The organism is Micromonospora sp. B006 (assembly GCF_003408515.1).
GTDB lineage: Bacteria > Actinomycetota > Actinomycetes > Mycobacteriales > Micromonosporaceae > Micromonospora > Micromonospora echinospora_A.
In genome coordinates, this window is record NZ_CP030865.1 from 3505804 (window position 1) to 3530106 (window position 24303).

Annotated in this window: 15 protein-coding genes, 1 tRNA gene, 1 pseudogene and 1 riboswitch; of the genes and pseudogenes, 10 read left to right on the forward strand and 7 right to left on the reverse strand. The window is 72.6% G+C overall.

Going from position 1 to position 24303, the window contains the following annotated elements; translation table 11 throughout:
- Nucleotides 1-19: 19 nt before the first annotated feature.
- From cobF to MicB006_RS15640, 3 genes are read right to left on the reverse strand one after another with little or no spacing between them, the layout of a single operon-like run.
- Nucleotides 20-799 (reverse strand): precorrin-6A synthase (deacetylating), encoded by a 780-nt coding sequence (gene cobF / locus MicB006_RS15630; protein WP_030275065.1) that lies wholly within the window; start codon nucleotides 797-799, stop codon nucleotides 20-22.
- On the reverse strand, nucleotides 796-4395 hold the full coding sequence (cobN, locus tag MicB006_RS15635; protein WP_116507041.1) for a cobaltochelatase subunit CobN: 3600 nt from the start codon (nucleotides 4393-4395) through the stop codon (nucleotides 796-798). The genes cobF and cobN overlap by 4 nt, the downstream gene beginning before the upstream one ends.
- A complete protein-coding gene (locus tag MicB006_RS15640) occupies nucleotides 4392-5036 on the reverse strand; it encodes a ferredoxin (RefSeq protein WP_116507044.1) in 645 nt (214 codons plus the stop codon). The genes cobN and MicB006_RS15640 overlap by 4 nt, the downstream gene beginning before the upstream one ends.
- Before the next feature lie 89 nt (nucleotides 5037-5125).
- Nucleotides 5126-5307, reverse strand: a riboswitch (cobalamin riboswitch).
- Between the two features lie 42 nt (nucleotides 5308-5349).
- Between MicB006_RS15640 and MicB006_RS31650 the strand changes: the two genes are divergently transcribed.
- Nucleotides 5350-6705 (forward strand): hypothetical protein, encoded by a 1356-nt coding sequence (locus tag MicB006_RS31650; RefSeq protein ID WP_152037845.1) that lies wholly within the window; start codon nucleotides 5350-5352, stop codon nucleotides 6703-6705.
- A gap of 1174 nt (nucleotides 6706-7879) precedes the next feature.
- Here MicB006_RS31650 and MicB006_RS31830 read toward each other — a convergent pair.
- Nucleotides 7880-8032 carry a hypothetical protein gene (locus MicB006_RS31830; protein ID WP_161565932.1) on the reverse strand — a complete coding sequence of 51 codons (153 nt, stop codon included), beginning with the start codon at nucleotides 8030-8032 and terminating at the stop codon, nucleotides 7880-7882.
- A 999-nt stretch (nucleotides 8033-9031) separates the two neighbouring features.
- Between MicB006_RS31830 and MicB006_RS15645 the strand changes: the two genes are divergently transcribed.
- Both MicB006_RS15645 and MicB006_RS15650 read left to right on the forward strand, forming a co-directional pair.
- Nucleotides 9032-9298, forward strand: coding sequence for a hypothetical protein (locus MicB006_RS15645; RefSeq protein ID WP_116507046.1), 267 nt, complete (start codon nucleotides 9032-9034; stop codon nucleotides 9296-9298).
- Complete coding sequence (locus MicB006_RS15650; protein ID WP_116507048.1) at nucleotides 9295-10977, forward strand: recombinase family protein; 1683 nt, start codon at nucleotides 9295-9297, stop codon at nucleotides 10975-10977. Before MicB006_RS15645 ends, MicB006_RS15650 begins: the two co-directional genes overlap by 4 nt.
- On the opposite strand, the gene MicB006_RS15655 is transcribed toward MicB006_RS15650, so the two are convergent.
- A tRNA-Leu gene (locus tag MicB006_RS15655) sits at nucleotides 10959-11042 on the reverse strand. The two genes, MicB006_RS15650 and MicB006_RS15655, sit on opposite strands and share 19 nt — an antisense overlap.
- A gap of 248 nt (nucleotides 11043-11290) precedes the next feature.
- Here MicB006_RS15655 and MicB006_RS32790 point away from each other — a divergent pair.
- Nucleotides 11291-11416: pseudogene (locus tag MicB006_RS32790) on the forward strand (hypothetical protein); the annotation flags it as partial.
- A gap of 1895 nt (nucleotides 11417-13311) precedes the next feature.
- On the opposite strand, the gene MicB006_RS31655 reads toward MicB006_RS32790, so the two are convergent.
- A complete protein-coding gene (locus tag MicB006_RS31655) occupies nucleotides 13312-13668 on the reverse strand; it encodes a hypothetical protein (protein ID WP_152037847.1) in 357 nt (118 codons plus the stop codon).
- Nucleotides 13669-13726: 58 nt separating this feature from the next.
- Between MicB006_RS31655 and MicB006_RS15665 the strand changes: the two genes are divergently transcribed.
- The 6 genes from MicB006_RS15665 (at nucleotide 13727) to MicB006_RS15690 (ending at nucleotide 23386) form a co-directional block, all read left to right on the forward strand.
- Nucleotides 13727-14755: a fibronectin type III domain-containing protein gene (locus MicB006_RS15665; protein ID WP_225980777.1), complete on the forward strand. Its 1029-nt coding sequence runs from the start codon at nucleotides 13727-13729 to the stop codon at nucleotides 14753-14755.
- A 207-nt stretch (nucleotides 14756-14962) separates the two neighbouring features.
- Nucleotides 14963-17527, forward strand: a complete 2565-nt coding sequence (locus MicB006_RS15670; protein WP_192900296.1) for a fibronectin type III domain-containing protein — start codon at nucleotides 14963-14965, stop codon at nucleotides 17525-17527.
- Between the two features lie 25 nt (nucleotides 17528-17552).
- Nucleotides 17553-18548 (forward strand): MoxR family ATPase, encoded by a 996-nt coding sequence (locus MicB006_RS15675; protein WP_043329831.1) that lies wholly within the window; start codon nucleotides 17553-17555, stop codon nucleotides 18546-18548.
- Nucleotides 18549-18550: 2 nt separating this feature from the next.
- Complete coding sequence (locus MicB006_RS15680; protein ID WP_116507054.1) at nucleotides 18551-19705, forward strand: DUF58 domain-containing protein; 1155 nt, start codon at nucleotides 18551-18553, stop codon at nucleotides 19703-19705.
- Nucleotides 19699-21987: a DUF3488 and transglutaminase-like domain-containing protein gene (locus MicB006_RS15685; protein WP_116511463.1), complete on the forward strand. Its 2289-nt coding sequence runs from the start codon at nucleotides 19699-19701 to the stop codon at nucleotides 21985-21987. The genes MicB006_RS15680 and MicB006_RS15685 overlap by 7 nt, the downstream gene beginning before the upstream one ends.
- 124 nt (nucleotides 21988-22111) lie before the next feature.
- Nucleotides 22112-23386 carry an MFS transporter gene (locus MicB006_RS15690; RefSeq protein ID WP_116507056.1) on the forward strand — a complete coding sequence of 425 codons (1275 nt, stop codon included), beginning with the start codon at nucleotides 22112-22114 and terminating at the stop codon, nucleotides 23384-23386.
- 109 nt (nucleotides 23387-23495) lie between these two features.
- Here MicB006_RS15690 and MicB006_RS15695 read toward each other — a convergent pair whose 3' ends face one another.
- On the reverse strand, nucleotides 23496-24302 hold the full coding sequence (locus tag MicB006_RS15695) for an SDR family oxidoreductase (protein ID WP_116507057.1): 807 nt from the start codon (nucleotides 24300-24302) through the stop codon (nucleotides 23496-23498).
- Nucleotide 24303 lies beyond the last annotated feature (1 nt).

The window sequence follows — 24303 nt, forward strand, 5'->3', positions numbered from 1 at the left end:
GGGTCAAAGGATGTGATTCTCAGGATCGCCGCTCGAGGCTGCCGGCCCGGCGCAACAAATACGTGTCCATGACCCAGCCGCGGCTCTGTTTCGCCGCCGTCCGCCGGGACCAGATTCGGTCGGCGACCTCGTCAAGGTTGCCGGCCACCAGTTGCTCGTCGGACGAGCCGAGGTTCGCGCCCCACCAGATCCGCCAGGCCGACAGTTCGGGGAGCTGGCGACAGGTCAATGCCCCGTCGAGCAGGACGACGAGGTTGTCGTGTGTCGCCGCGTCGTGGAGCAGGCGGCGGCCGGTCGTGATGGTGATCGGGCCGCCGATTGTGTTGAGGACGAGCCGGTGGTGTGCCGCCAGCAGTTGGATGCTGCTGAGGCCGGGTACGACGTCCACGGTGATGTCGACCCGTGCGCGTTCGGCGATGCGGTCGGCCACACGGATCGCCGAGTCGTACAGGGCCGGATCGCCCCAGACGAGCACTGCGGCGTCTCCCGGGTTGTCCAGCAATGCCTGCTCGAACGCCTCGGCCCGTGCCTCGTGCCAGTCGCGTACCGCGCCGGTGTAGTCGGCCGGGCCGGCACGGTCGCGTTCCGGGTCGGGTACGTGCACGAGCCGCCAGGCGCCGGTGACGTGCCGGGCGCAGATCGCCTCGCGCATCGCGATGAGGTCGGCCGTGCCCGGGTGCTGTCCGGTCTTGTCGGCGACGAGGAAGTAGTCGGCCTCGTTGAGTGCCCGGACGGCCTGGGCCGTGACCAGTTCGGGGTCGCCCGGGCCGAGGCCGACCAGGGTGAGGCGCCGTGTCACGCCTGATCCTCCAGGTCTCCCTCGACCTCGAGGTACACGCGGGCCATCTCCGCCATGACCTCGGCGTCCGGTTCGGCCCACAGTCCACGGTCGGCGGCCTCGTTCAGCCGTTCCACGATGCCGCGCAGTGCCCAGGGGTTCGCGCGGCGCATGAACTGCTGGTTCGTCTCGTCGAGGACGTATTCACGGGCCAGTGACTCGTACATCCAGTCGTGGACGACACCGGCGGTGGCGTCGAAGCCGTAGAGGTAGTCCACGGTGGCGGCGAGCTCGAACGCTCCCTTGTAGCCGTGGCGCTGCATCGCCGCGATCCAGCGCGGGTTGACCACCCGCGAGCGGAAGACGCGGTTGGTCTCTTCCTGCAGGCTGCGGGTGCGTACGGCGTCGGGCGTGGTGGAGTCACCGACGTACGCCCTGGGTTCGGCGCCGGTCAGCGCGCGGACCGTGGCGATCATGCCGCCGTGGTATTGGAAGTAGTCGTCGGAGTCGGCGATGTCGTGCTCGCGGGAGTCGATGTTCTTCGCGGCGACGGCGATGCGCCGGTAGTTGGTTCGCATGTCGTCGGTTGCCGCGATGCCGTCGAGGCCGCGGCCGTAGGCGAAGCCGCCCCAGGCGGTGTAGACGGCGGCCAGGTCGGCGTCGTCGCGCCAGGTGCCGGACTCGACGACCTGGAGGATGCCGGCGCCGTACGATCCGGGCTTCGAACCGAAGATCCGCGTGGTGGCCCGCCGCTGGTCGCCGTGCTCGGCGAGGTCGTGGCGGGTGTGTGCCCGCACGTAGTTGCGCTCATCGGGTTCGTCGAGCCCGGCGACGAGCTGCACGGCGTCGTCGAGGAGTTCGATGACGTGCGGGAAGGCGTCGCGGAAGAATCCCGAGATGCGCACGGTCACGTCGATGCGGGGCCGGCCGAGTTCGTCGAGGCCGATGACCTCCAGGCCGTTGACCCGGCGTGAGGCCGTGTCCCAGGTGGGGCGTACGCCCAGCAGCGCCAGCACCTCGGCGATGTCATCGCCGGAGGTGCGCATCGCGGAGGTGCCCCACACGGAGAGGCCGACCGATCGGGGGTGCTCGCCGGTTTCGGCGAGGTGCCGGGCGACGAGGGACTCGGCCATCGCCTGTCCCGTTTCCCAGGCCAGACGGGACGGAACGGCCCGCGGGTCGACGGTGTAGAAGTTACGGCCGGTCGGCAGGACGTTGACCAGTCCGCGCAGCGGGGAGCCGGAGGGCCCGGCCGGGACGAAACCGCCGTCGAGCGCGTGCAGGACGTTGGTCAGTTCGTCGGTGGTGGCGGCCAGCCGCGGCACGACCTGCTCGGCGGCGAAGCGCAGGACGTCGCGTACCACCGGGTCGTCGTGCAGCGCGTCGATCGCGTCAGCCTGCCAGCCGGCCTTCTCCATCGCCTCGATCAGGGCACGGGCCTGCGCCTCCACGGCGTCGATGTCGGCCGCCGGGGCGTCCTCGGCAAGACCCAGCGCGGCGGGCAGGCCGGGCAGTGCCCGGTTCTGTCCGCCCCAGACCTGTGTCGCGCGGAGCACGGCGAGCACCAGGTTGACGCGTGCCTGTCCGGTCGGTGCCTGGCCGAGCACGTGCAATCCGTCGCGGATCTGTACGTCCTTGATCTCGCACAGCCAGCCGTCGACGTGCAGCAGGAAGTCGTCGAACTCCTCGTCGCCGGGCCGTTCGTCCAGGCCGAGGTCGCGATGCATCTGTGCGGACTGCATCAGCGTCCAGATCTGCTGGCGGACCGCGGGCAGCTTCGCCGGGTCCATCGCGGCGATGTTGGCGTGCTCGTCGAGCAGTTGCTCCAGCTTGGCGATGTCGCCGTAGCTTTCGGCGCGTGCCATCGGCGGCACCAGGTGGTCGACGATGGTGGCGTGCGCGCGGCGCTTGGCTTGGGCACCCTCGCCAGGATCGTTGACCAGGAACGGATAGATCAACGGCATGCTGCCGATCGCCGCGTCCGTGGCGCAGGCGGCTGAGAGCGCGGCGTTCTTCCCCGGCAGCCACTCCATCGAGCCGTGTTTGCCGAGGTGCACCACCGCGTCGGCGCCGAAGCCGTGTTCGAGCCAGCGGTACGCGGCCAGGTAGTGGTGCGACGGAGGCATGGCCGGGTCGTGGTAGATCGCGACCGGGTTCTCGCCGAAGCCACGCGGGGGCTGGATGAGGATGACGACGTTACCGGCGCGCAGTGTGGCCAGCACGATGTCGCCGTCGTCGTCGACGAAAAGCGAGCCGGGAGCCTCGCCCCAGGTCTCGGCCATGGCGTCGCGTAGCGCGGCGGGCAATCCGGCAGTCCAGCGCCGGTAGTCGTCCCGGCTGATACGCACGTGCGACTCGCTGAGCTGAGCCTGCGTGAGCCACTCCTCGTCCTGCCCACCGGCGGCGATCAAAGCGTGGATGAGCGCGTTGCCGGCCGTCGTGTCGGCATCCTCTCCCTCGACCGGGAACAGCGGGTCGAGCCCGGGAATTGCGCCGGGTGCGCCGAGGTCGTAGCCGGCATCTCGCATCGCGCGCAGCAATCGGATCGCCGACACGGGCGTATCGAGGCCGACGGCGTTGCCGATGCGGCTGTGCTTGGTCGGGTAGGCCGACAGGACGAGGGCCACCTTGCGCTCGGCGGGCGGGACGTACCGCAGTCGGGCGTGGTTGACGGCGACGCCCGCGACGCGGGTGCATCGCTCAGGGTCGGTCACGTAGCGGGGCAGGCCGTCGACGTCGACCTCCTTGAATGAGAACGGGACTGTGATCAGGCGACCGTCGAACTCGGGGATGGCGATCTGGGTCGCGGAGTCGAGCGGGGTGACGCCTTCGTCGGACGCCTCCCACTCGGCTCTGCTGGACGTGAGCGCCAGAGCCTGCAGCACGGGGATGTCGAGGGCGCGCAGCCGTTCGACGTCCCAGGACTCGTCGTCGCCGCCGGCGCTCGCGGCGGCGGGCCGGGCGCCGCCGGCGGCCAGGACCGTGACGACGATCGCATCCAGGGTGGCGAGTTCGGCGTACAACTCCTCGGGCGCCGCCCGCAGTGACGAGACGTAGATCGGTACGCCGGTGGCCACGCCGGTGGTGTCGATGGCATCGGCGAGTTCGTGGGCGAACGCGTTGTTGCCGCTCACCTCGTGGGCCCGGTAGTACAGGACTCCGACGCGGGGCCGGGCGTCCGGGGCCGGCTGCCGGCTGACTCCCCACTCGGGCAGCACCGCCGGCGGTTCGAAGCCTTCGCCGGTCAGCAGCACGGTGTCGGACAGGAAGGCGTGCAGTTGGCGCAGGTTCTCCGCGCCGCCCTCGGCGAGGTAGCGGTGTGCCTCGGCGCAGACACCGATCGGGACGGTCGACAGCCCCATCAACGCGGCGTTCGGCGTCCGTTCCCCACCGAGCACGACCAGGGGACGGCCGGTGCCGCGGATCAGCGCGGCGAGGTCGCGTACGTCCTCGGGCGAGCCGAGCACCCGCAGAATGACCAGGTCGGCCTCGCTGGTCAGGGTGTCGCGGCGCTCGCCGGTGAGCCGGGCAGGGTTGGCCCAGGACCAGTCCGCGTTGCTGGCCCGCGCCGAGAGCAGGTCGGTGTCCGAGGTGGACAGCAGGGCGATGCGTGTCATGTTTCTCCTTCGGTGACACGGGAGCCGAGGCGCAGGTCGCCGACCGGACGGCCGGCGCGTAGGTGCTCGCCGACGAGGCGTGCCGCGTCGCCGGGTCGCACCGGCCCGTACCAGGTGCCGGCGGGGTGCACGACGGCGACTGGTCCGTGGTTGCACGGGAACAGGCAGCCGGTCTGGGCCATGAGGACGTCGGCGTCGGTGAGCTGCTGCTCGACGAACGCGCCCACGATCGCGCGATAGGTCTCGTCCGCGCCGCGGGCACTGCAGCGCGGGCCGCGGCACAGCAGTAGATGATGGCGGTACGGCGGCGTGGTCTCCCAGGCCGGTGAGGTGAGTGGCGCCTCGTGCCCGGTGATCGCACGCTCGCCGAACCGGATGACCGGCGGGTCGATCTGCTGACGGTGCCAGTGGCCGGCCACGCGTCCCACCCACGAACGGGCGAAAGTCAGGTCGTCGGTGCTCACCGGTTCCAGGCGAACCTCCCGAACGCCCTCGGCGTGCAGCAGGTCGAGCACATGGGTCAGCGTGGGCTCGCCGGCTTGCAGGAAGGCCAGTCGGGCGCCGGCTGCCTCGGCCTGCCCGCGTAGCACCGGCGACGCGGCGTCCGTCAGTGCGGTCGCGACGTGAACGAGGACGCTCACGGGGTCAGGAGCCGGTGATCCGGTGCGATCGGGACACGGGGTCTTCTTTCGTCCGGGGCCTGTGCGCGAGGCCTGGATGGGCACGTGTCGCAGACGGATCTGCGGCCAGCAGGTCTTCGGACTCGGGATCAACCGGACGGGGCGCCTTCCCAGACCGTGGGTCCAGTGGCGTCGTGCCCCGCCCGTCACCCTCACCGCTGCGCGTCAGTCCCGGATTCGCACCGGGTTCCCTGGCTCATGGCTGAGTTTGACTGGCATCACGACGGTAGCACCGACAGTACGCGCCCGGGGCCGCGCCGAGGTCCTGCAGAACATGCGAGTGCGGTTCGTGCAGGGCGTCGCTGGCGAAGCTCCGAACGAGGACGCGCTGCGCATCGGGCAGGCCCTCACCCCGCCGGCCCAGGTCATCCTGAGCACCGACACCGTCGGCGTGCCCGGGGTGGCTCCGGCGGAGCAATTCGACGACGCGGTCCAGGCGCTGGTCGCCAGCGTGCACGGCGAGTTCAAACCTTGGGAGCCGAGCGCCTCCGACGCTGCGGCGGTCGTGCGGGCGCTGCCCCGCGCGGTCTACGACGGTGACCTCGACGAGAACGTAGCCCGGATCGCGACCGGCTACCTTCCGGTCAAGGACTTGCCGACCGTGTTCGGCAAGACAGTGCCGGCGACGGCCCTCTGGCGGGCCGTCTACCTGGCCGCGTACTTGTGTGCGCCGGTCGAGTTCGCCGCTATCAAGCGGCACCTGCGTGATCAGCTCGGTGTCTCCCGGATCGAGAACCGGACCTACGTCGGCCACCTGATGACGCTGATCGACCTACCGTGGCGGCAGGCCAAGCAGGACACCCGACGTCAGGCGCTGCGAGCCTGGCAGAACGGTGGTCCGATCCCGCACGAGATCCTCGGTGTCGACTGGGACCCTGTGCCGGTCTCCGACTTCACCGCCCTGGTGCCCAAGGCCCTGGCCGGTGACGTGAACGCCCGGTACACACTGCAGGTGGCAGGCGGTATCGCGCTGGTCGCCGACAAGCTGCTGCTCTCGAACACCGGTAGCGCCGCCGACCGCGAGCAGGTGCCGTTCCGCTCTGACGTCAACGACGTCGTGGCCGGCCTCGGCACCAGCGCGGACGGGTTGTGGCTGCTCGCGCGGGCCGCGAACGCGTTCCGGGCTGACCGTCGGGCGATCAACTCGTACACGTCCCAGGAGCTGCAACGGACCTCGCCCGCGGCGGGCAGCTACGTGGTGCCTCGGCCACGCCCGGACGATCCCTCGAAGCTGTTGCACGACAACGCCGGCCAGCCCGATCCGCTCGTGCCGTACTGGGTCGTGCACTACTCGGACCCGGCACGCACCGCGCAGGAAAAGGCTAAGAAGGCCGCCGCCCCCAAGCCGGCCCCGACCACCGAGTCCGGTGCCGCGAAGGTCGTCCGGCTGCGGGCCGCCGTCCAGTCCCAGCTCAACGCGGCGCTGGCGGACCTGAAAACCCTGATCACCCTCGGCAGTGCCGATCTATCGCTGGAGCCGGTTCTGGGCGACCAAGCGACCTGGAAGAGCCTTGTCGACACCAACAGCGAGATCAACGGCGCGCTTTACTCGGCCCGTCCGCCCGCACCGTCGGTGGTCGTGACCGTCCCGGACGAGGAGGACGACGAGGACGAGGACGAGTTCGCGTGAGGCTAAATCCGGATCACTCTTGCGCGACCGGCTGGCACCGGATGATCGAGGTCGTCGGCGAACACCTGCGCGCCGGCGCTCGGCCATGGCAGGTATATCCGATCACGGCCGGTACCGGAAATGCGCGTCTGCGCCGGATCCCGGCTCTACCCGGGCCGATGATCTACGCGGTCCCTGACTGGAATGGCTGGTCCTACGTCGGACTGACCGTCCAGAACTTGCCTGATCGACTCCGCGGGCATCTACGCGAACCCGCCAAGGCCGCACGCTGGGCTGCGGTAATGGCCCTACCGCTGGACGCCGACGTCGGCGCCGTCCAGATCGCCCGGCTGGAACGTGCCGGGAAGGATCTACTCGCACCGCGCACCGGATCAAGGTGGTCGACCGGGCGAGGCTGACCAACACCTGCACCGTGGATCTCCGGTGGCCGGGCACCCGGAAGTGTCCCGGCCACCGGCACGTCCGCGATAGTCCTGCCCGACATCGGCCCGGAGTTGGTCGACGTCGGGCAGGAAGCGCCGATCTCTGCGGCCGACCGGACGCTGGGCGGCACCGTTCTGAGCCTCGGGGCGCCCGGCGCGAAGCGCGATCTCAGCGGCTTGCCGCAGTGGCATCGGCCAACCGCAACGGCCAGCAGTCCCAGGGTCGGCCCGCGGGTGTCCTGCGCCTCGGCCATCGCAGCACCTGACGGGTGCTTCTCCCACGAAGCCTCCCACCTGAGCTAGGGCTGACAGCGATGTCGGGATCGGGGCTTACCTTTCCCGCCTCGCTCGTCACCTGCTATCGATCTCCGAGCCGCCGGGACTGAAGAGTCAAGGCCTTGAAAGTAGGCGAGACGGTGGCTCCGTTGAAGTGCTCATGGTGTTGGTATTGCGTGTGCAAGCGCACTGACTGACTGCATGTACGGCCTATGTAGAGCATGCGTTGCGTTCGCCCGGGGTTCAGCGTCGGTCGTGGTCGACCAGGCCCATCCAGAGCACGCCGATGTCGCCGCCGGCCTCGCCGATCGCGGTGGTGGCCACGTGCTGGCGGGTCGTCGGGCGGGCGGCGGGTGCAGAGCCAGGAGGTCCTGCACGGTGACCGGCAGCTCGTCGCCGACAATCGTCACCTCCTCCCGCACGAGGTCGGCGTCGTCGGCATGAGGTGCTCCAGTCGCTGCGCCGCTCTGCCCCATTTAGGGCCTCGGCGGGCGGCTGGCGTCAGCGAGGTCGGCCAGCTCGTCCAGGTGCGCGGCGGCGGCCTCGGCCTCAGCCGGGTCCAGGTGCGGCGCTGCGTAGGCCATCGGCTGCTGGTGTTGCTCGCCGACGGGCTGCTCCGCGCTGGTCACCGGGCTCCACTGGCCGGGCGAGTGCCGAGCACGACGTACCGGCCGCCGCTCCACCGGTCGGAGCCGTCGCCGCCTGGGGTGTGCCAACTGGCTCGGGATGTTCGGCCCGCAGCGCGTCCAGGCCAGTCACGGCCAGCTCGCACCGTCGCTGTTGGGGCAGGGTGTAGGGATCCTCGACCAGCCAGCCTGGCAGCGGCGACAGACCTGAGAGTTGACGGCGAAGGCGTGAATGCCGTCCAGGTCGGCCGCCCGTTGGCGCCAGCCGGGGCGCTCGGTGGAGATGGTGTCCTGCGAGAGCATCGGCAGCATGGGAGCGACGGACCACACCGCTGGCGACCGAGCCGCCCCGGCTGATCCACCGCAAGCACTTGCACCACGGGTCGATACACCCGTCCAGCCTCTCAAGAGGCCGACTGGAGCCCGCCACCCGGCATAATCAACGCCCCTGCTCCCAAGCTGCTCCCAATTTAAGTGGTTAACGCGGCGAAGCCCGTTACCGGGCAATCCGGTGACGGGCTTCTGACCTGCATACATCTACGGTGGGCGATACTGGGATCGAACCAGTGACCTCTTCGGTGTGAAGAGAGTGCTCTTCGCAGCAGGTTGGCCCACCCGGGCGCACAGCAAGCCACGCCCCCATGCGCTTGCCACCGACCTCGACGGCCGCCACCAACCAACCTGACGACCGCAGAGACGTCACGCCCCCGCTGCCCAACGAGCGGCCGGTGCCTCACGGCACCGGCCGCTTCTTCATGCCCGCCGGAGCAACCGGCACCGACCAACCCTGAGGACATCTCCCATGACAACCCACCCATCTGCCACGGCCCGAGTCACCAGCGCTACGAGCTACAGCGCCACGATCCCGCCCATCCTTGCGGTCGATGCTGACCTCGACCTCCGGTCCGCCCCCTCTCACCGCGAGCTGACGGAGGCCAAGGAGCGGTCGGCGCACGCCCACCGCAGCGTGTGCCGGCCGGCGCGACCGCCGGACGGAGGCGCATGACGCTGCCGCCCGACCACCAGTCTGAACATCACCAAGAGCCGGATTCGGCCGCGCCGGCCGACGAGGGACTTGACCAGCTGAGCGAAGACGATCGTTCATGGACGGTCGAGACCATCGACAGCAGCGCACCGCCCAGCGTCGCCAGCGTGGTAGTACCCGAGCAGCCACCCGAGTTGAACCCCGGCGCCGCTGCCGCTCTGCTGAAGCTCCTCAGACACGCGAACGACCGCCGCACCGACAACTCGAACCAGGAGAACCGATGAACGCCCCTCCACCGAAACCCTTCGCCTTTTACGGCCGGGTGTCGACCGAGGACAACCAAGACCCCGAATCGTCCCGAAGCTGGCAACTCACCCGAGCAACCACACTCATCCAGCCTCACAGTGGACGCATCGTCACGGAGTACTTCGACGTCGGCCAGAGCCGCTCCCTCCCCTGGCAGCGGCGAGTCCAGGCGAGCCTTCTTCTCGCGGCGCTGCGCGACCCTCGGCGCGGTTTCTCTGCCGTCGTGGTCGGTGAACCTCACCGCGCCTTCTACGGCAACCAGTTCGGTCTCACGGTGCCGCTGTTCGCGCATTACGGCGTCGAACTGTGGGTGCCCGAGATCGGCGGCCCGATCGACCCCGACAATGAGGCCCATGAGCTGGTCATGTCCGTCTTCGGCGGCATGAGCAAAGGCGAACGCAACCGCATCAAGCTGCGCGTCCGCACTGCCATGGCCGCCCAGACCCTGCTCGAGGGCCGCTACCTCGGCGGTCGACCGCCCTATGGCTACACACTGCGCGACCTCGGACCCCACCCCAACCCCGCCAAGGCCGCCGACGGCAAACACCTCAAGGGCCTCATCCCCGACGAGCAGACCGCCCCGATCGTCCGGCGGATCTTCGCCGAGTTCCTCTCCGGTATCGGCCTGTTCGCCATCGCCGAGGGACTCACCGCCAATCACGTCCCCTGCCCGTCAGCGCACGACCGCGCCCGCAACCGCCACCGCAGCGGAATCGCCTGGTCCAAGAGCGCGGTCCGTGTCATCCTCACCAACCCCCGCTACACCGGCCGGCAGGTCTGGAACAAGCAACGCACCGACGAGGTGCTGCTTGACGTCGACGACGTGGCCATGGGCCACACCGGCGTCATGCGCTGGAACCCCCGCGACAAGTGGGTGGTCTCCAAGGACATCACCCACGAACCACTCATCGACGACGCGACCTTCGAAGAGGCCCAAGCCATCCTGCACCGGCGGGGCCGGGGAACCGGTGGACAACACGTCCGGCAGCGCACCCGCAACCCGTACGTCTTCCGGGGCCTCATCTACTGCGCCGCCTGCGACCGGCGCATGCAGGGCCAGTACAACCACGGCGACGCCTACTACCGCTGCCGCTTCCCCCAGGAGTACGCCCTCGCCAACCAGGTTCCCCACCCCCGCAACGTGTACCTGCGCGAGGACGCGCTCACCGACCCGCTCGACTCCTGGCTGGCCTCCGCCTTCGCGCCCCACCGCATCGCGCAGACGATCACCGCGATGGCAGACGCCCAACCCCTGAACCATCCGCCTACAACGGGCACCGCAGCCCAAGCGATCATCACCGAGTGCGACGCCAAGCTTGAGCGCTACCGCGCCGCCCTCGATGCCGGCGCCGACCCAGCAGTGGTCACCGGCTGGATCGCCCAAACCCAGGCCGAACGCACCCGCGCGGAAGCCGAACTTCGGGCCATCGCGGGAGCCACCCCGCGCCGGCTGAGCCGAGCAGAGATCACGGCCCTGGTGAACGCGCTCGGCGACATCACCACCGTGCTCCGCGACGCCGACCCCGCCGACAAACCCGAGGTCTACCGGCAACTCGGACTCCGGCTGAACTACCAGCCGGAAACGCAAACGGTGCGCGCTGAAGTAGATCTCAACGCGCACCGTGGGGTAATGGTTCGTGTCCGAGGGGGGACTTGAACCCCCACGCCCTATACGGGCACTAGCACCTCAAGCTAGCGCGTCTGCCATTCCGCCACCCGGACCTGCACGTGCCAGCCTACCCGGTCGACCAAGGTGATCATCTCACCGCATCGGCCGGCCTGGCGGGCCGCACGGGGCATTACTGTACACGGCCCGGAACGATCATGCACATCAGCTCCAGCTCGGCATGTTTGCGCAGGTCAGCGCCCACAAAGATCGGGTGGGTAGCGCTCAACAGGCGATTCCGGGCAGCATTGCTCCCGTGTCCCACCCCTCCCCGTTGATCGCCACTCAACACCAGGCCCTCGCGATGCGCGCCGCCGGCGACCTGACCAACGCCCGCCGCCTGCTCGCCGACGCGATCGTCGCGGCCCGGCCGGCGTACGGCGAGGACCACCAGGACGTCCTGGCCACCGCCCACCTGCTGGCTCGGCTGCACCGCGAGGCCGACGCGCCGGCCGCCGCCCGGCGCGTACTCGAAGAGGCCTACGCCGCCGGCGAGCGCCGCCGGGGCGACGGCGACCCCCTGATGCTCGCGCTCAGCTTCGACCTCGCGGGGGTCGCCGAGGAGCTGGGCAACCGGCACGAGGCCCGCCGCAACTACAGCCGCGTGGCCACCGCCGGGGCCGCCGTGCTCGGTCCGGACCACCCCGCGGTACGCGCAGCCCGCCAGTACCTCGGCGGCTCCGCCGCCGCTCCCGCCGGCTACGGCCCACCTCCCGGCGGCTCCGCCGCCGCTACCGGCACGCACCCCAGTCCGCCCCTGCCCGGGCGCCCCGGTCCGACCCTGCCGGGGCACCACAGCCCGGCTCCGCCAACACACTCCGGTGCGCCCCTGCCAGGACCTCCCAACCCGGCTCTGCCGGGACACTCCGGTCCGGCCGTGCCCGCACAGCCTGGACAGGTCCTGCCCGGCCCCGCTTCCCCCGGGCACTCCGGTCCCGCTCTGTCCGAGCCCACCGTGTCGCTGCCGGCGATCCCGCCGCCGTACCCGCCCGCGCCGACCCGCCCCGCCCCGGGAACGCCTGCCACGTCTCCGGCGGCATCCGGCGCTCAGTGGGCGCCCCGCCCCGGCCCGGGCCCCGGCGCCGTGCAGCCGCCGTATCCCGTGCCGAACCCGCAGGGCACTCCCCCGCAGCCCGCCCCTCCGGTGGCGCCGGTCCCGCCACACCAGCATCCCGCCGTGCGGCCGGACGGCTCGACGAGCCCGTGGGCGCCGCCCTCGCCACCCTCTCCGCCGTCCGCGGAGGCGACCACGCGCTTCGCGCCGATCTCCGAGGAAGCGACCTCCCGGTTCCCGGTAGTGCCTGCCGAACCCACCGCCCCGCTGACGCCACCTTCGGCCGCGGGGGCAGCCCCGCAGATTCCCGGTGTCCGGCCCGTACCCCCGGCCCAGGGTGTCACCCCCGTAGCGCCGGGAACGTACGGTCGGCAGCCCGCCGCCCCCGGAGTGACGCCGGTACCGCCCCGTCCTCCGGTCGTCCCACCTCCGCACTCAGCGGTCCCCGGCACTGTGGTGCCCCCAGCGGCGCCCGGAACGCCGGCGGCAACACCTGGAACGCCGACGGCCGCGCCCCCCGCCGGGACGCCGGTGCACGGGCGGCCGGTGGCGCCGCCCGTACCCGGCCCGGCGTCCCCGCTACCGCCCCCGCCGGTCATCCCGCCGCCACCCGCGAGGCCGAGCACCGAGGCGCCTCCAGCCTCCGTCACCCCGCCTTCGTCGCGGATGCCGTCGGCGGTAGTCGTGCCACCACCGCCGCCTCCGCCGGCCGTCCTGCCGCCGGCACCGCGCATCCCCGCACCGGCGAGCGGTGTCCTGCCACCACCGCCGGCAGTGACGGTCGCCCCGCCGGCCCCCACCTCGACCCCGCCCGCTCCGCCTTCGGTCAACACGCCTGCCTCGACGACCTCTCCAGCGGGTGCCTCTCGGCCCGTAGCGGATTCCACGCCGCCCACTGCTCCCACTTCGGCACCGACGTCGCCCCCCGTGCCGCCACGGCCGGCACCCGTCCAACCGGTGGCCGGGGCCGCAGCCGCTCCCGCATCCACCGCCACGAATCGCACGGCCGGGACCGGGACGGCGGCGGCCTCGGAAGTCCACCCCGCGGCGATCGAGGCGAGCGCTAGCGGTCCCGGCGCGGGTACGGCACCGACCGTCCCCGGTGGACCAGGTTGGGACAAGCCGACGATCCAGGTACAGCAGATCGGCCCGCTGCTGGAGGAGGAGTCGGAGCGCCAAGCCGCGACAGCGGCCGCCGGCACCACGGCCAGGCCCTCGGCATCCGGGCCCGTCAGCGGACCCCCGGTCAGCGCGCCGCCGCTGGACGGCCCTCAGAGCAGCGGACCTCCGGCCGACGCACCCGTGGTGAGTGGACCGCCAGCCAGCGCACCGCCAGCCAGCGCACCGCCGGTCAGCGCGCCGCCGGTCAGCGCGCCGCCGATCAGCGCACCACCGGTCAGCACGCACCCGACGAGCGGGGCACCCATGAGCCCGGCGGGTGCGAGCGACCCCGGCCAAGGTGGCGCACGAACCATGGACGCCGCCGCGAGCGCGAACCAGACAAGCGCCGGCGCATCGGCTGCCAGTACGCCCCCGGGTGAAGCACGACCCCACGCCGGCCCACCACCGGCCAGCGCACCGTCCACGCCCACGCCGCCGATGAACGGGCCGTCCCTCGGCACGCCCACGCCGCATCCCGTCAGCGCGCCGCCCACGCACCCGGTCAGTGGCCCTCCGGGGCAACCGGTGAGCGGAGCGGCCGCGTACCCGATCAGCGGAATTCCGGTCAGCGGCTACCCACCACCGGTCAGCGGACCACCCGGCCAGGGCGGCTACGCCCCGGTGAGCGCACCGCCCGGCGAGGGCAACTACGCCCCGGTCAGCGCACCGCCCGGCCACACCGGCTACCCGCCGGTCAGCGGACCGCCCGGGCACGGCGACTACCCGTCACTGGCCGGCCAGCCACATGCCGCGCCCGTCAGCGCCGCGCCGGTCAGCGGAACCTCCGTGCCGCCCTGGGGCATGGTCGCGCCGCCGTGGAGCAGCGTGGCCCCGTCCCAGCCGGTCGACCGGCCCGACCCGGAGCAGGACACAGACGAGCCCGACGCGGACGAGCCGGCACCCATCGACCGAGCAGCAGAGCCGGAGGGGGACGCGCCGGAACGGAACCGGCCGATGCCGATCTACGAGGACCTGCTGGACTTTCCCGAGTCCACGCGACCGGAGCCGGTGGCGCAGCCGGGGCCGGGCGCGGGGCCGGTGAACCCGCCGATGCTCCACCAGCCGGCACCGGTCCAGCCGCCGGGCGCGTACCCGATGGAGCCGGAGCGGCCGGGCCGCAACCGTACGGTGCTGGCCCTGGTGGTGGGGGGTGCGGTGCTCGCGGTGGTGGCCGTAGTCGGTGTCGGCGTGGTGTTGCTGAACCGGGAGGCGGCGCCGCCGCCGGCTCCCGTGCCCGCGTCCGGCGCCGCGACGCCGAAGGTCGCCGGGCCGCCCCCGGGTGACCTGGCGTTGCGCGACGACACCACGACGGTCACGGTGTCCTGGACCGACCCGACGAACGGTGGTGTGCCGTTCGTGGTGGCGGGTGGCCGGGCCGGGCAGAAGCTCGGCGTGATGGCCACTGTGGAGGCGGGGCAGACCCGCTACACGGTGAACGGGCTGAGCGCGAAGCTTGACTACTGCTTCACCGTGCTGGCCGTCTACGCCACCGATTCGTACTCGACCTCGGGTCAGGTCTGCACGGACCGGGAGGGCGGCGCCACGCCGAACTGACGGTCCGGGGGCGACACGCTCGGTGTCCACAGGAGGACGGTGCGGGTTTCACCGGCTCCGGGCGGCACCTATGATGGCTCCCGGCTCTGGGGAGGGTCGACCGCGCGCGGGCGGTCCTCCCCCACCGACACGGGGAGGCAGCCGGCAGTGACCACCATCGAGGACGTCACGGGCACCGGGCCGGAGCAGGCTCGTCCACGGTCGCGGATGCGGGGCGGGCTGGTGACAGTCGGCACGGTGGCCGCGCTGCTGGCCGCGATGGGGTTGACAGTGCTCGGGCTGGGCGCCGCGGACAACGCGGTGGCGAGCTTCGACGCTTCCTCCTGGTTGTGGAGCACCACCCGCGGCGAGCTGGCCCGGGTCAACGGCGTCACCGCGCGGGTGGACACCCGGATGGAGGTGCCGGGCGGGCGGCGGCACCAGACGCAGGTGGCCCAGACCGACCGGCTGCTGATCCTGCGCGACCTCAAGACCGGCCAGGTGAGCTCGCTGGACCTGGCGACGTTGCAGATCACCGCGACCACGCCGACCGCGCCGGGGCTCGGGGTGAGCGTGGCGCTGCACGAGGACGCGGCGTTCGTGGTGGACGCGGTGCAGGGCATCGTCCGGCAGCTCGACCCCCGGGCGCTGACGCCGGTGGGTGAGCCGGTCCGCTACCCGCCGGGCATCACCGGCGGCGCGTTCGACGGCGCCGGCAAGCTGTGGATCGCGGTGCCGAGCGAGGGCACCGTCTCGGCTGTGACCGCCGCCGAGTTGCCGGAGACGCCCGGTGACGCGCCGCCCGCCGGGCTCAGCCCGAAGCGCGTCGAGACGTACGACGTGGCCGAGCCCGCGCACGAGCTGGTGGTGTCCACGCTGGACGAGGGTGTGGCGGTGCTGGACCGCACCTCGACGTCGCTGGTGACTGTGGTGGGCGGCCGGACCACGCGGGCCGAGCTGACCATGACCGCGCCGGGCTACCTGCCGACTCGTACCAGCGGGCAGCAGGTGCCGGTGACGGTTCCCGGCGAGCGGTCGGTGCACGTGGTGCGGGACAGCCGCGAGGTGAAGCGGTTCGCGGTGCCGGGCGACGGCGTCCGGCTCAGTCCGGCGGTGGCGTGGGCGGGCCGGTTCTACTGCGCCGACGAGACGACCGGCACGGTCTACGCCTTCGACGCCGAGGGGCAGCTCGTGCAGACCGTGAAGGGCTCCGGGCGTCCCGGTCCGGTCGAGCTGGAGGTACGCGAGAACCACCTGTTCATCAACCCGCCGGACTCGTCCACCGCGCAGGTGGTCGACGACCAGAACCGGGTGCGCGAGGTCAACAAGTACGCCAACGACGTGCTCGGCGGGGATCCGCCGCCGGTCGCTCCGCCGCCGCCCCCGCCGAAGAAGCCGAAGGTGGGCAAGCCGGGCGCGCCGAAGTCGGTCACCGCCGCGGCTGGCGACGCCTCGGCGCGGGTGAGCTGGCAGGCCGCCGCGTCGAACGGCGCCGAGATCACCAGGTACGTGGTGGAGGGCGCCGGCCAGACCCGCCAGGTCGGCGCGAACCAGCGCTCGCTGGAGGTGACCGGCCTGACGAACGGTGAGACGTACACGTTCTCGGTGCATGCGGTGAACGCCAAGGGTGCGGGGCCGGCGCGGCGCAGCAACCCGGTGGTGCCGACGGCGGAGGTGCCGGACCCGCCGGCGTCGGTGACCGCCGAGGCGCGGCCGGACGGCACGGTGCGGGTGAGCTGGCCCGAGGCCGACGGCCAGGGCAACAAGATCGCGAAGTACGCGGTGACGGCGACCTCGGCGGGCGCGAGCGCCCCGGCGGGCGAGTCGGCGAAGACGGAGCTGGTGGTGGGGGCCGGGCAACTGGAGTACGGCACCCAGTACGCGTTCACCGTGACGGCTGTGAGCGAGAAGGGCGCCGGGTCGAAGGCGTCGCCGGTGAGCAACACGGTGGTGCCGTTCACGGTGCCGAAGGCGCCGGGCGAGCTGCGCGCGTCCACTGTCGCCGACCAGCCGGGCACTGTCGCGGTGCAGTGGTCCCCGGCGGTGGACAACGGCCGCCCGGTGACGAAGTACGTGGTGGAGGCCGCCGGGAAGTCCGTCGAGGTCACCGATGTGCGGGCCACTGTGGGCGGCCTGGGCAACGGGCAGAACGTCACGGTGAAGGTCAAGGCCGTGAACGAGGCCGGCGCGGGGCCGGAGGCGAGCACCACCGCGCGGACGGTGGCCGAGCCGCGGATCACGGTGACCGGCTCGTCCGCTGATGCCACGTCGGTGACCGTCACGTTCACTGTGGACGCGGGCGGTGGGCGGGCCACCTGCACGGCGGCGACCGGCGGGAAGACGGCGAGCGGCAGTTGTTCCAGCCTGCGGGTGACCGGCCTGGCGCCGGGTACCGCGTACACGGTGACGCTGACCGCGTCGAACGCCGCCGGTAAGGGCACGGCCAGCCGCGCGCAGACCACCGACCCGGTGTACGGCATCGCCACCTGCAAGAACGGTCCGGACGGCGACCAGCGGACGTACTGCGACAAGGACGTGCCGGGCCGCAACGGCAACGAGATCTTCGAGGTCACCCGGCAGGACAACGACCGTCAGGCCGGTTGGGTGCCGGACGGCCGGCGGCTGCGCACGTACTGCAAGGCCAAGGGCGAGGACGTGGACGCCTGGATCTACAACAACAACAAGAAGAGCACCTGGTGGATCCAGGTGGAGTACAAGGGCAAGACGTACATTCCGTGGGCCTGGCTCAACCTGGAGGGCGGCGACGACCTGGACGTGCTGCCCACCTGCTGACCGCACGACCCCGAGAGGCGCATCCGTGAACACGCACGAACCGCTCAGCCAGCCGGAGGTGCAGGGCTTCGCCGCCCTGGCCGCCCGGCTGGCCGACAACGTCAACGCGGTCGTGCTCGGCAAGCCGCAGGTGGTGCGGCTGGCGCTGACCGCACTGTTCGCGCAGGGGCACGTGCTGCTGGAGGACGTGCCGGGCGTCGGCAAGACCACGCTGGCGCGGGCGATCGCGGCGACAGTGAAGGGGCAGTGGCGGCGGATCCAGTTCACGCCGGACCTGCTTCCCTCCGACGTGTCGGGGGTGACCATCTTCAACCAGGCCAGCCGGGGGTTCGAGTTCCACCCGGGGCCGGTGTTCGCCAACATCGTGATCGCCGACGAGATCAACCGGGCGTCGCCGAAGACGCAGTCGGCGCTGCTGGAGGTGATGGAGGAGCGCACTGTCACAGTGGACGGCGTACGCCATCCGGTGCCGCAGCCGTTCCTGGTGGTGGCCACGCAGAACCCGGTGGAGATGGACGGCACCTACCGGCTGCCCGAGGCCCAGCTCGACCGGTTCCTGGTGAAGCTCTCCGTCGGCTACCCGGACGAGGCCGTCGAGGTGGAGGTGCTGCGCGGCGCCACGGTCCGCTCCCCCGACTCGCTGACCGCCGTCACCGACACCGCCACTGTGGGCGAGATGGTGAACATGGCCCGGCGGGTGCACATCGCCGAGCCGCTCTACGCGTACGCGGTGCGGCTGGCCGCGGCGACGCGTACCCATCCGCAGGTGCGGGTCGGGGTGAGCCCGCGTGGGGTGATCGCGCTGACCCGGGCGGCGTGCGCGTACGCGCTCATCGACGGCCGGGGCTGGATCATGCCGGAGGATCTGAAGGCGCTCGTCGAGCCGGTGTTCGCGCACCGGCTGCTGCTCACCCCCGACGCGCAGGTGCGTGGTGTGACGTCCGCCGAGGTGCTGCGCCAGGCGGTCGCGTCGGTGCCGGTGCCGCTGCCGACGGGCCAGGCCACGCCGGTGCACGGCTGAGCGTGGGGATCACCGCCCGTGGCATCGGGCTGCTCGTCGCCGCCCTGGTGCTGCTCGGCGTGGGGTTCCGGTACGCGTACCCGGAGCTGACGGTGCTCGGCGCGGCGGCCGGGGTGGCGGTCGGCTACGCCGTGGTGAACGCGGCCTGGCGGCCCCGGCTGAGCGTGGCGCGGCGGGCCGACCCGGACCGGGTGGCCCGGGGTGAGCCGGCGGCGATGGAGCTGACGGTGCGCAACACCGGGCGGCTGCGGGCGGCGAACCTGGTGGCCGAGGACCGCTGCGCGGGGGCGCTGGTGCCGGTGCCGCTGCTGCGGTTGCGTCCGGGCCGGGACACCGTGGTGCGCTACGACGTGCCGACGCACCGGCGTGGGGTGGTGCCGGTGGGTCCGCTGCGGGTGGTGCGCCGGGATCCGTTGGGGCTGGTGGCGCTGTCGCGCGGCTACGGCGGCACGGTGCCGGTGTGGGTGCACCCGCGCATCCACCCGCTCTCGGCGGTGCCCACGGGGGCCGGGCGCAGCCTGGACGGGCGCACCGACAGCGTGCCGCACGGGTCGATCACGTTCGACTCGCTGCGGGAGTACGTGGTGGGCGACGAGCTGCGCCGCGTGCACTGGCGCACCAGCGCCCGGGTGGGTGAGCTGATGGTGCGGGAGAACGTGGACACCAGCCTGCCGCGCCTGGTGGTGGTGCTGGACAACCGGGCCCGGGCGCATCCGGGCCGGGTGGCCGGTGTCGCGGAGTCGTTCGAGGCGGCGTGCGAGGCGGCGGCGTCGGTGGTGGCCGCCGCGGTGCGGGAGGACCTGCCGGTGCAGCTGCTGCTGGTCGTACCCGCCGAGGTGGAGCCGGAGGGCGCGGCCGGACCGCTGGACCGGCTGGCCGCCGTGGAGCTGGCGGGCGCCGGGCCGGACGTGCTGCCGGCCGCGACCGGGCGGCTGCGCCGGGACCGGCTCGGCGACACGCTGGTCTTCCTGACCGGGCCGGGTGGCCGCGACGACCTGGGGCACGTCGACGCGCTGCGCGGCGCGTACCCGTCGGTGGTGGTCGGGATGTTCGGTGCGGACGGGCCGACGGCGGCCGGTGCGGCGGGCCTCACCGTGCTGGACGCGGCCGACGGCGCGGCGTTCGCCGCCGAGTGGGACGGGGTCCGCCGGTGGTGACGCCGCCGCGGACGGAAGCGGCGGCGGAGCGCGCGGTCCGGGCGTTGCGGGCCGTGCCGGCGCCGGCCGCGCTGATCGTGCTTGTCGCGCTCTCCGGCGTGGTGCTGGGCCGGGTGTACGCGGATCCGCTGCTGACCCGCCTCATGACCGGTGCGGCGGTCGGCTCGGTGCTGGTCAGCGTGGCCGCGCGGCGGCTGCCGTCCTGGCTGGTGGCGCCGCTGTCGGTGGCCGCGCTGGCCGGGTGGACGCTGTTGTCGCTGCGGCTGGCCGCCGCGCACGCGGCGCTGCCCGGCGGGCTCGGTGAGGTGACCGCCGACGCCGCCCGCAACGCGATTCCCCGGCTGCTGACCGCGATGATCCCGGTCGAGCCGGCCCCGGACACCGTGCTGGTGCCGGTGGTGGCCGCCTGGCTGGCCGGGCTGACCGCCGCCGAGGTGGCGCTGCGGGCCGGGCGGGTGCTGCTGGGCTACCTGCCGCCGGCGCTGCTCTACGCCGGTGCGCTCTACGTGGTCGGGCCGAACGCGGATCCGGCGATCGGCCCGACTGTGGTGTTCGCGGCGGTAGCGGCGGCCGGCCTGGCGACGCCCGGACGCCCGTCCGGCCCGGCGTCCGACCCGGGGGCCGGTCTGACCCCGGCGGTACGCGCGGCGGTGCGGCTGCGGCTGGTGGCGGCGAGCACGGCCGGGCTGGCAGTGGTGGTGGCGCTGGCGGCACTGCTCGCCCCGGTGGTGGCCGCCCAGGTCGACGAGCGGCCGGTCGACCCGCGCCGTTACGTGGAGCCGCCGCGGGTGGAGTCGCTGGACGAGAACCCGTTGATCCGGATCTCCGGGTGGGCGTTGAACCCGGATCAGCGGCTGCTGGACGTGCACACCGTCGACGGCGCGAGCGCTGACGGGCCGCCCCGGATCCGGCTGGCGGTGCTCAGCGACTACGACGGCGTGACCTGGCGGGTCGGCGCCACGTACCGCAACGCGGGGCGGATCCTGCCCGCCACCGACCCGGCCCCGGGCGCCACCACGGTGGCGGTGACCCAGGAGATCACTGTGGCGGACCTGACCGGGCGGCTGCTGCCGGCGGTGCCCACGCCGCGCGAGGTGACCGGCGCGCGGGTCGCGTACGACCCGGCGAGCGGGACGCTGATCCGCCCGGAAGGGCTCGCTCCGGGGCTGCGCTACGAGGTGTCGTCGGTGCGGGAGCGTCCGGACGCGAACCTGCTGAGCACGGCGAACGTGCCAGCGGGTGACGAGGTGGCCCGGGTGCTGCGGGTGCCCGACGGCGCGCCGGAACCGTTGCGCCGGCTGGCCACCCAGCTCGCCGAGTCGAACGGCGCCCCGTACGCGCGCGCCGACGCGATCGCCACGTTCCTCGCCGAGCACTACCGGGTGACAGCTGACGCGCCGAGCGGGCACGCGTACCCGAACCTGGCGTTCTTCCTGTTCGGACCGCGCAACGGTGGCGGGCAGCGGGGCACGTCGGAGCAGTTCGCCGCCGCGTTCGCGGTGCTCGGCCGCCTCGCCGGTCTGCCGACCCGGGTGGTGGTCGGGTTCGGGCCCGGCGGCGACGGGCCGGTGCGGGCCGCCGACGCGTACGCCTGGCCGGAGGTGCTGTTCGACGGCGTCGGCTGGGTGCCGTTCGACCCGATGCCACGTCCTGACGAGGAGCCCCGCCCGGTGGAGGAGGACTTCCGGCCGCAGCCGGAGGACCCGCCGCCGTCGGAGGTGCCCGCGCCCACCGAGGAGCCGAGCGCCACACCTCCGGCCGCCGCGCCCGCGCCGGGCCGCGAGCAGGGCGGCCCGGGAACGCCGGTGCTGGTCGGTGGCGGCGTCGGCGGGCTGGCGTTGCTGGTCGGCGCGGTGCTGGCGGCACTGTACGCGATGCGCCGCCGGTTGACCCGCTCCCGGCTGGACGCCACCGACCCGGGTGAACGGGTCGCGGGCGCGTGGCGGGAGCTGACCGACGCGCTGCGCCTGGCCGGGCACCCGGTCGGGCCGGACCTGGCGGCTCCGGAGGTCGCCGAGCGGGCCCGCCGGACGCTCGCCGAGGCCCGCACGGCGCAATCCTCAGACGGCACCGCGAGCGGCGGCCCGGACGAGGCAGGTGTGAATGATCTGGCCGCTCTGCTCAACCAGGCGGGCTTCGCGCCGGGCAGCGTCACGCCGGAACAGGCGCAGCGGGCCGTCGGGCTGAGCGCCGGATTCGCCGACGCGCTGCGCTCAGCCCGGCCACGGTGGCGACAGTTGCTGTGGACGGTCCATCCGGGGCCGCTACGGTGGCGACGCTGATCAACAGCCGTAACCGGATCGCCGAGCCGGTACCGCCACGAGTCCTCCTGACCATCTGCTGACCTCCTGGTCGTCGAACGCCTGTGGGACACCGGCAGCCGGCGTCACGGAAGTAAGGTGAGCGGTGATCTGCATCAGGAACCGGCGTTTCGGTCTGCTCTGGACCAGCACGCTGTTGTCCAACCTGGGCAACTGGCTGATGATCGTCGCGGTGCCGGTCTACGTCTACACGATGACCGGGTCGACGCTCAGCAGTGGTTTCGCCTTCGTCGCGCAGACCCTGCCCGCGATCGTCTTCGCGCCCCTGGCCGGGGTGCTGGCCGACCGGTGGGACCGGCGAACAGTGATGGTCGGCGCTGACCTGCTGCGCATGGTCGTCGTGCTCGCGCTGATCGTGGTCGATGATCCGGGAATGCTGTGGCTGCTCTACACGGCGATGTTCTTCGAGAGCGCAATCGGGCACGTCTTCCAGTCCGCGGCCCGGGCAGTGGTGCCCGCCGTCGTCGGCCGGGGCGGCGACCTGGAGGCGGCGAACGCCTGGAACACGGTTGCGAGCGGCATCGTCCGCCTCGCCGGCGCACCCCTGGGCGGCGCGCTCTACGCCCTCGTGGGTTTCGACGGCCTGGTGCTGATCGACTCCGCGACGTACCTGCTCTCGGCCTTACTGATCTTCAGAATGGGCCGGCTGCGGGTGACCGACGACGGGCAGCAGCCGGACGCGTCCTCCTGGCTGGCCGCTTTCCAGGGGCAACTCCGGGAAGGACTTGCCTTCCTCTTCGGGCATCCGATCCTCCGCACGACTCTCGTCGTCTCCAGCCTCTTCCTGTTGGCAAACGCCGCTCTGAACGTGCTTCTGGTGCCGTACGTCATCAGCGTCCTCGGCGGCGACGCCGGCGACGTCGGTGTGCTCATGGCAGCGCTCGGCGGCGGCTTCCTGGCCAGCGCGTACGTCGGCAACGTGCTGTCCCGTAGCGGGCTCCTCCGGCTGTCGTTCACCGGTTGCCTGGCGGCGATCACCCTCTGCTTCGCCGGGCTCTTCCTCATCCACCACTTCGCCGCCGCGCTGGTCTTCATCGCCCTGGCCGGCCTGCCCGGTGGCGCGTTGCTGATGCTGGTCCAGGTGCAGGTCCAACGCCATACCCCGGACCGTCAGCTCGGCCGGGTCGGATCCGCCTTCTCCGCCGCCGAGATGGCCGCGACCGTGGTGGGTGCCTCGGCAGGCAGCATCGCCGGACAACAACTGCCCCTCACCACCACGGTCTGGCTCGTGATCGGCATACTGGCGGCCGGCGCAGTGGTCGCCGCCCTGCTGCTACCCACCCGGTCCGGACCGGCGGCGGCGGAGCCGGCGGCGACGGCAACCCCGCCGGTGATGGCGAGAACCGGTGACGATGGCTGAATCCGCATCCGTCCGCAGCACGACGCCCACGTCGTTGACCCGACCCACATGAAGCCCGCCCTTGGCCCACTGGCGGTCTCCCGGCGTGCGTCGACGGGCAGGAGATCCCTCAGGACGTGGCGGAGTTCGCGCGCAGCTTCCGGACGAGTTTGCGCAGCCCGGCCTGCCAGCCGTCCGGGTCCTCGGCGCGGCGCCGCGCGTAGTCGGCCACCTCGGGGTGCGGCAGGATCAGGAACCGCTCCTCGGCCAGCCCGGCGATCACCGCGTCGGCGACCTGGTCCGGGGTGAGGATCTTCCCGGACGCGGCGATCACCCGGGCGCCGAGGTGCCCCTCGGTGAGGCCGTCGGCGAGCATCGCGGTGTCCACGCCCTGCGGGCACAGCGCGCTGACCCGGATCCCGGCGTCCCGGTAGGTGATCGCCAGCCATTCGGCGAGGCCCACCGCGGCGTGCTTGGTGGCGGTGTACGGCGCGTCGCCTACCGCGGTGAGCAGGCCCGCCGCCGAGCAGGTGAGCAGCAGGTGGCCCTGGCCCCGGCTGAGCATGCCGGGCAGCACCGCGCGGGCGCTGTGCAGGTGCCCGAGCACGTTGACCCGCCAGGCGCGGTCCCAGTCGGCGTCCGGCGCGTCGATGCCGCCGCCGGTGGCCACCCCGGCGTTGGCGCAGAACAGGTCGATCCGTCCGTGGCGGCGCTCGGTCTCGTCGACGAGCGCGCGTACCGCCGCCTCGTCGGTGACGTCGAGCCCGACGCCGGTGGCCACCGGCCCGATCGCCTCGGCCGCGGCGCGGGCCGCGTCGGCGGCCAGGTCGGCCAGGACGACGGCGGCGGCACCCTCGGCGGCGAACCGGCGGCCCAGTGCCGCGCCGATCCCGCCGGCCCCGCCGGTGATCACCACCACCCGGTCGGTCAGGTTCATC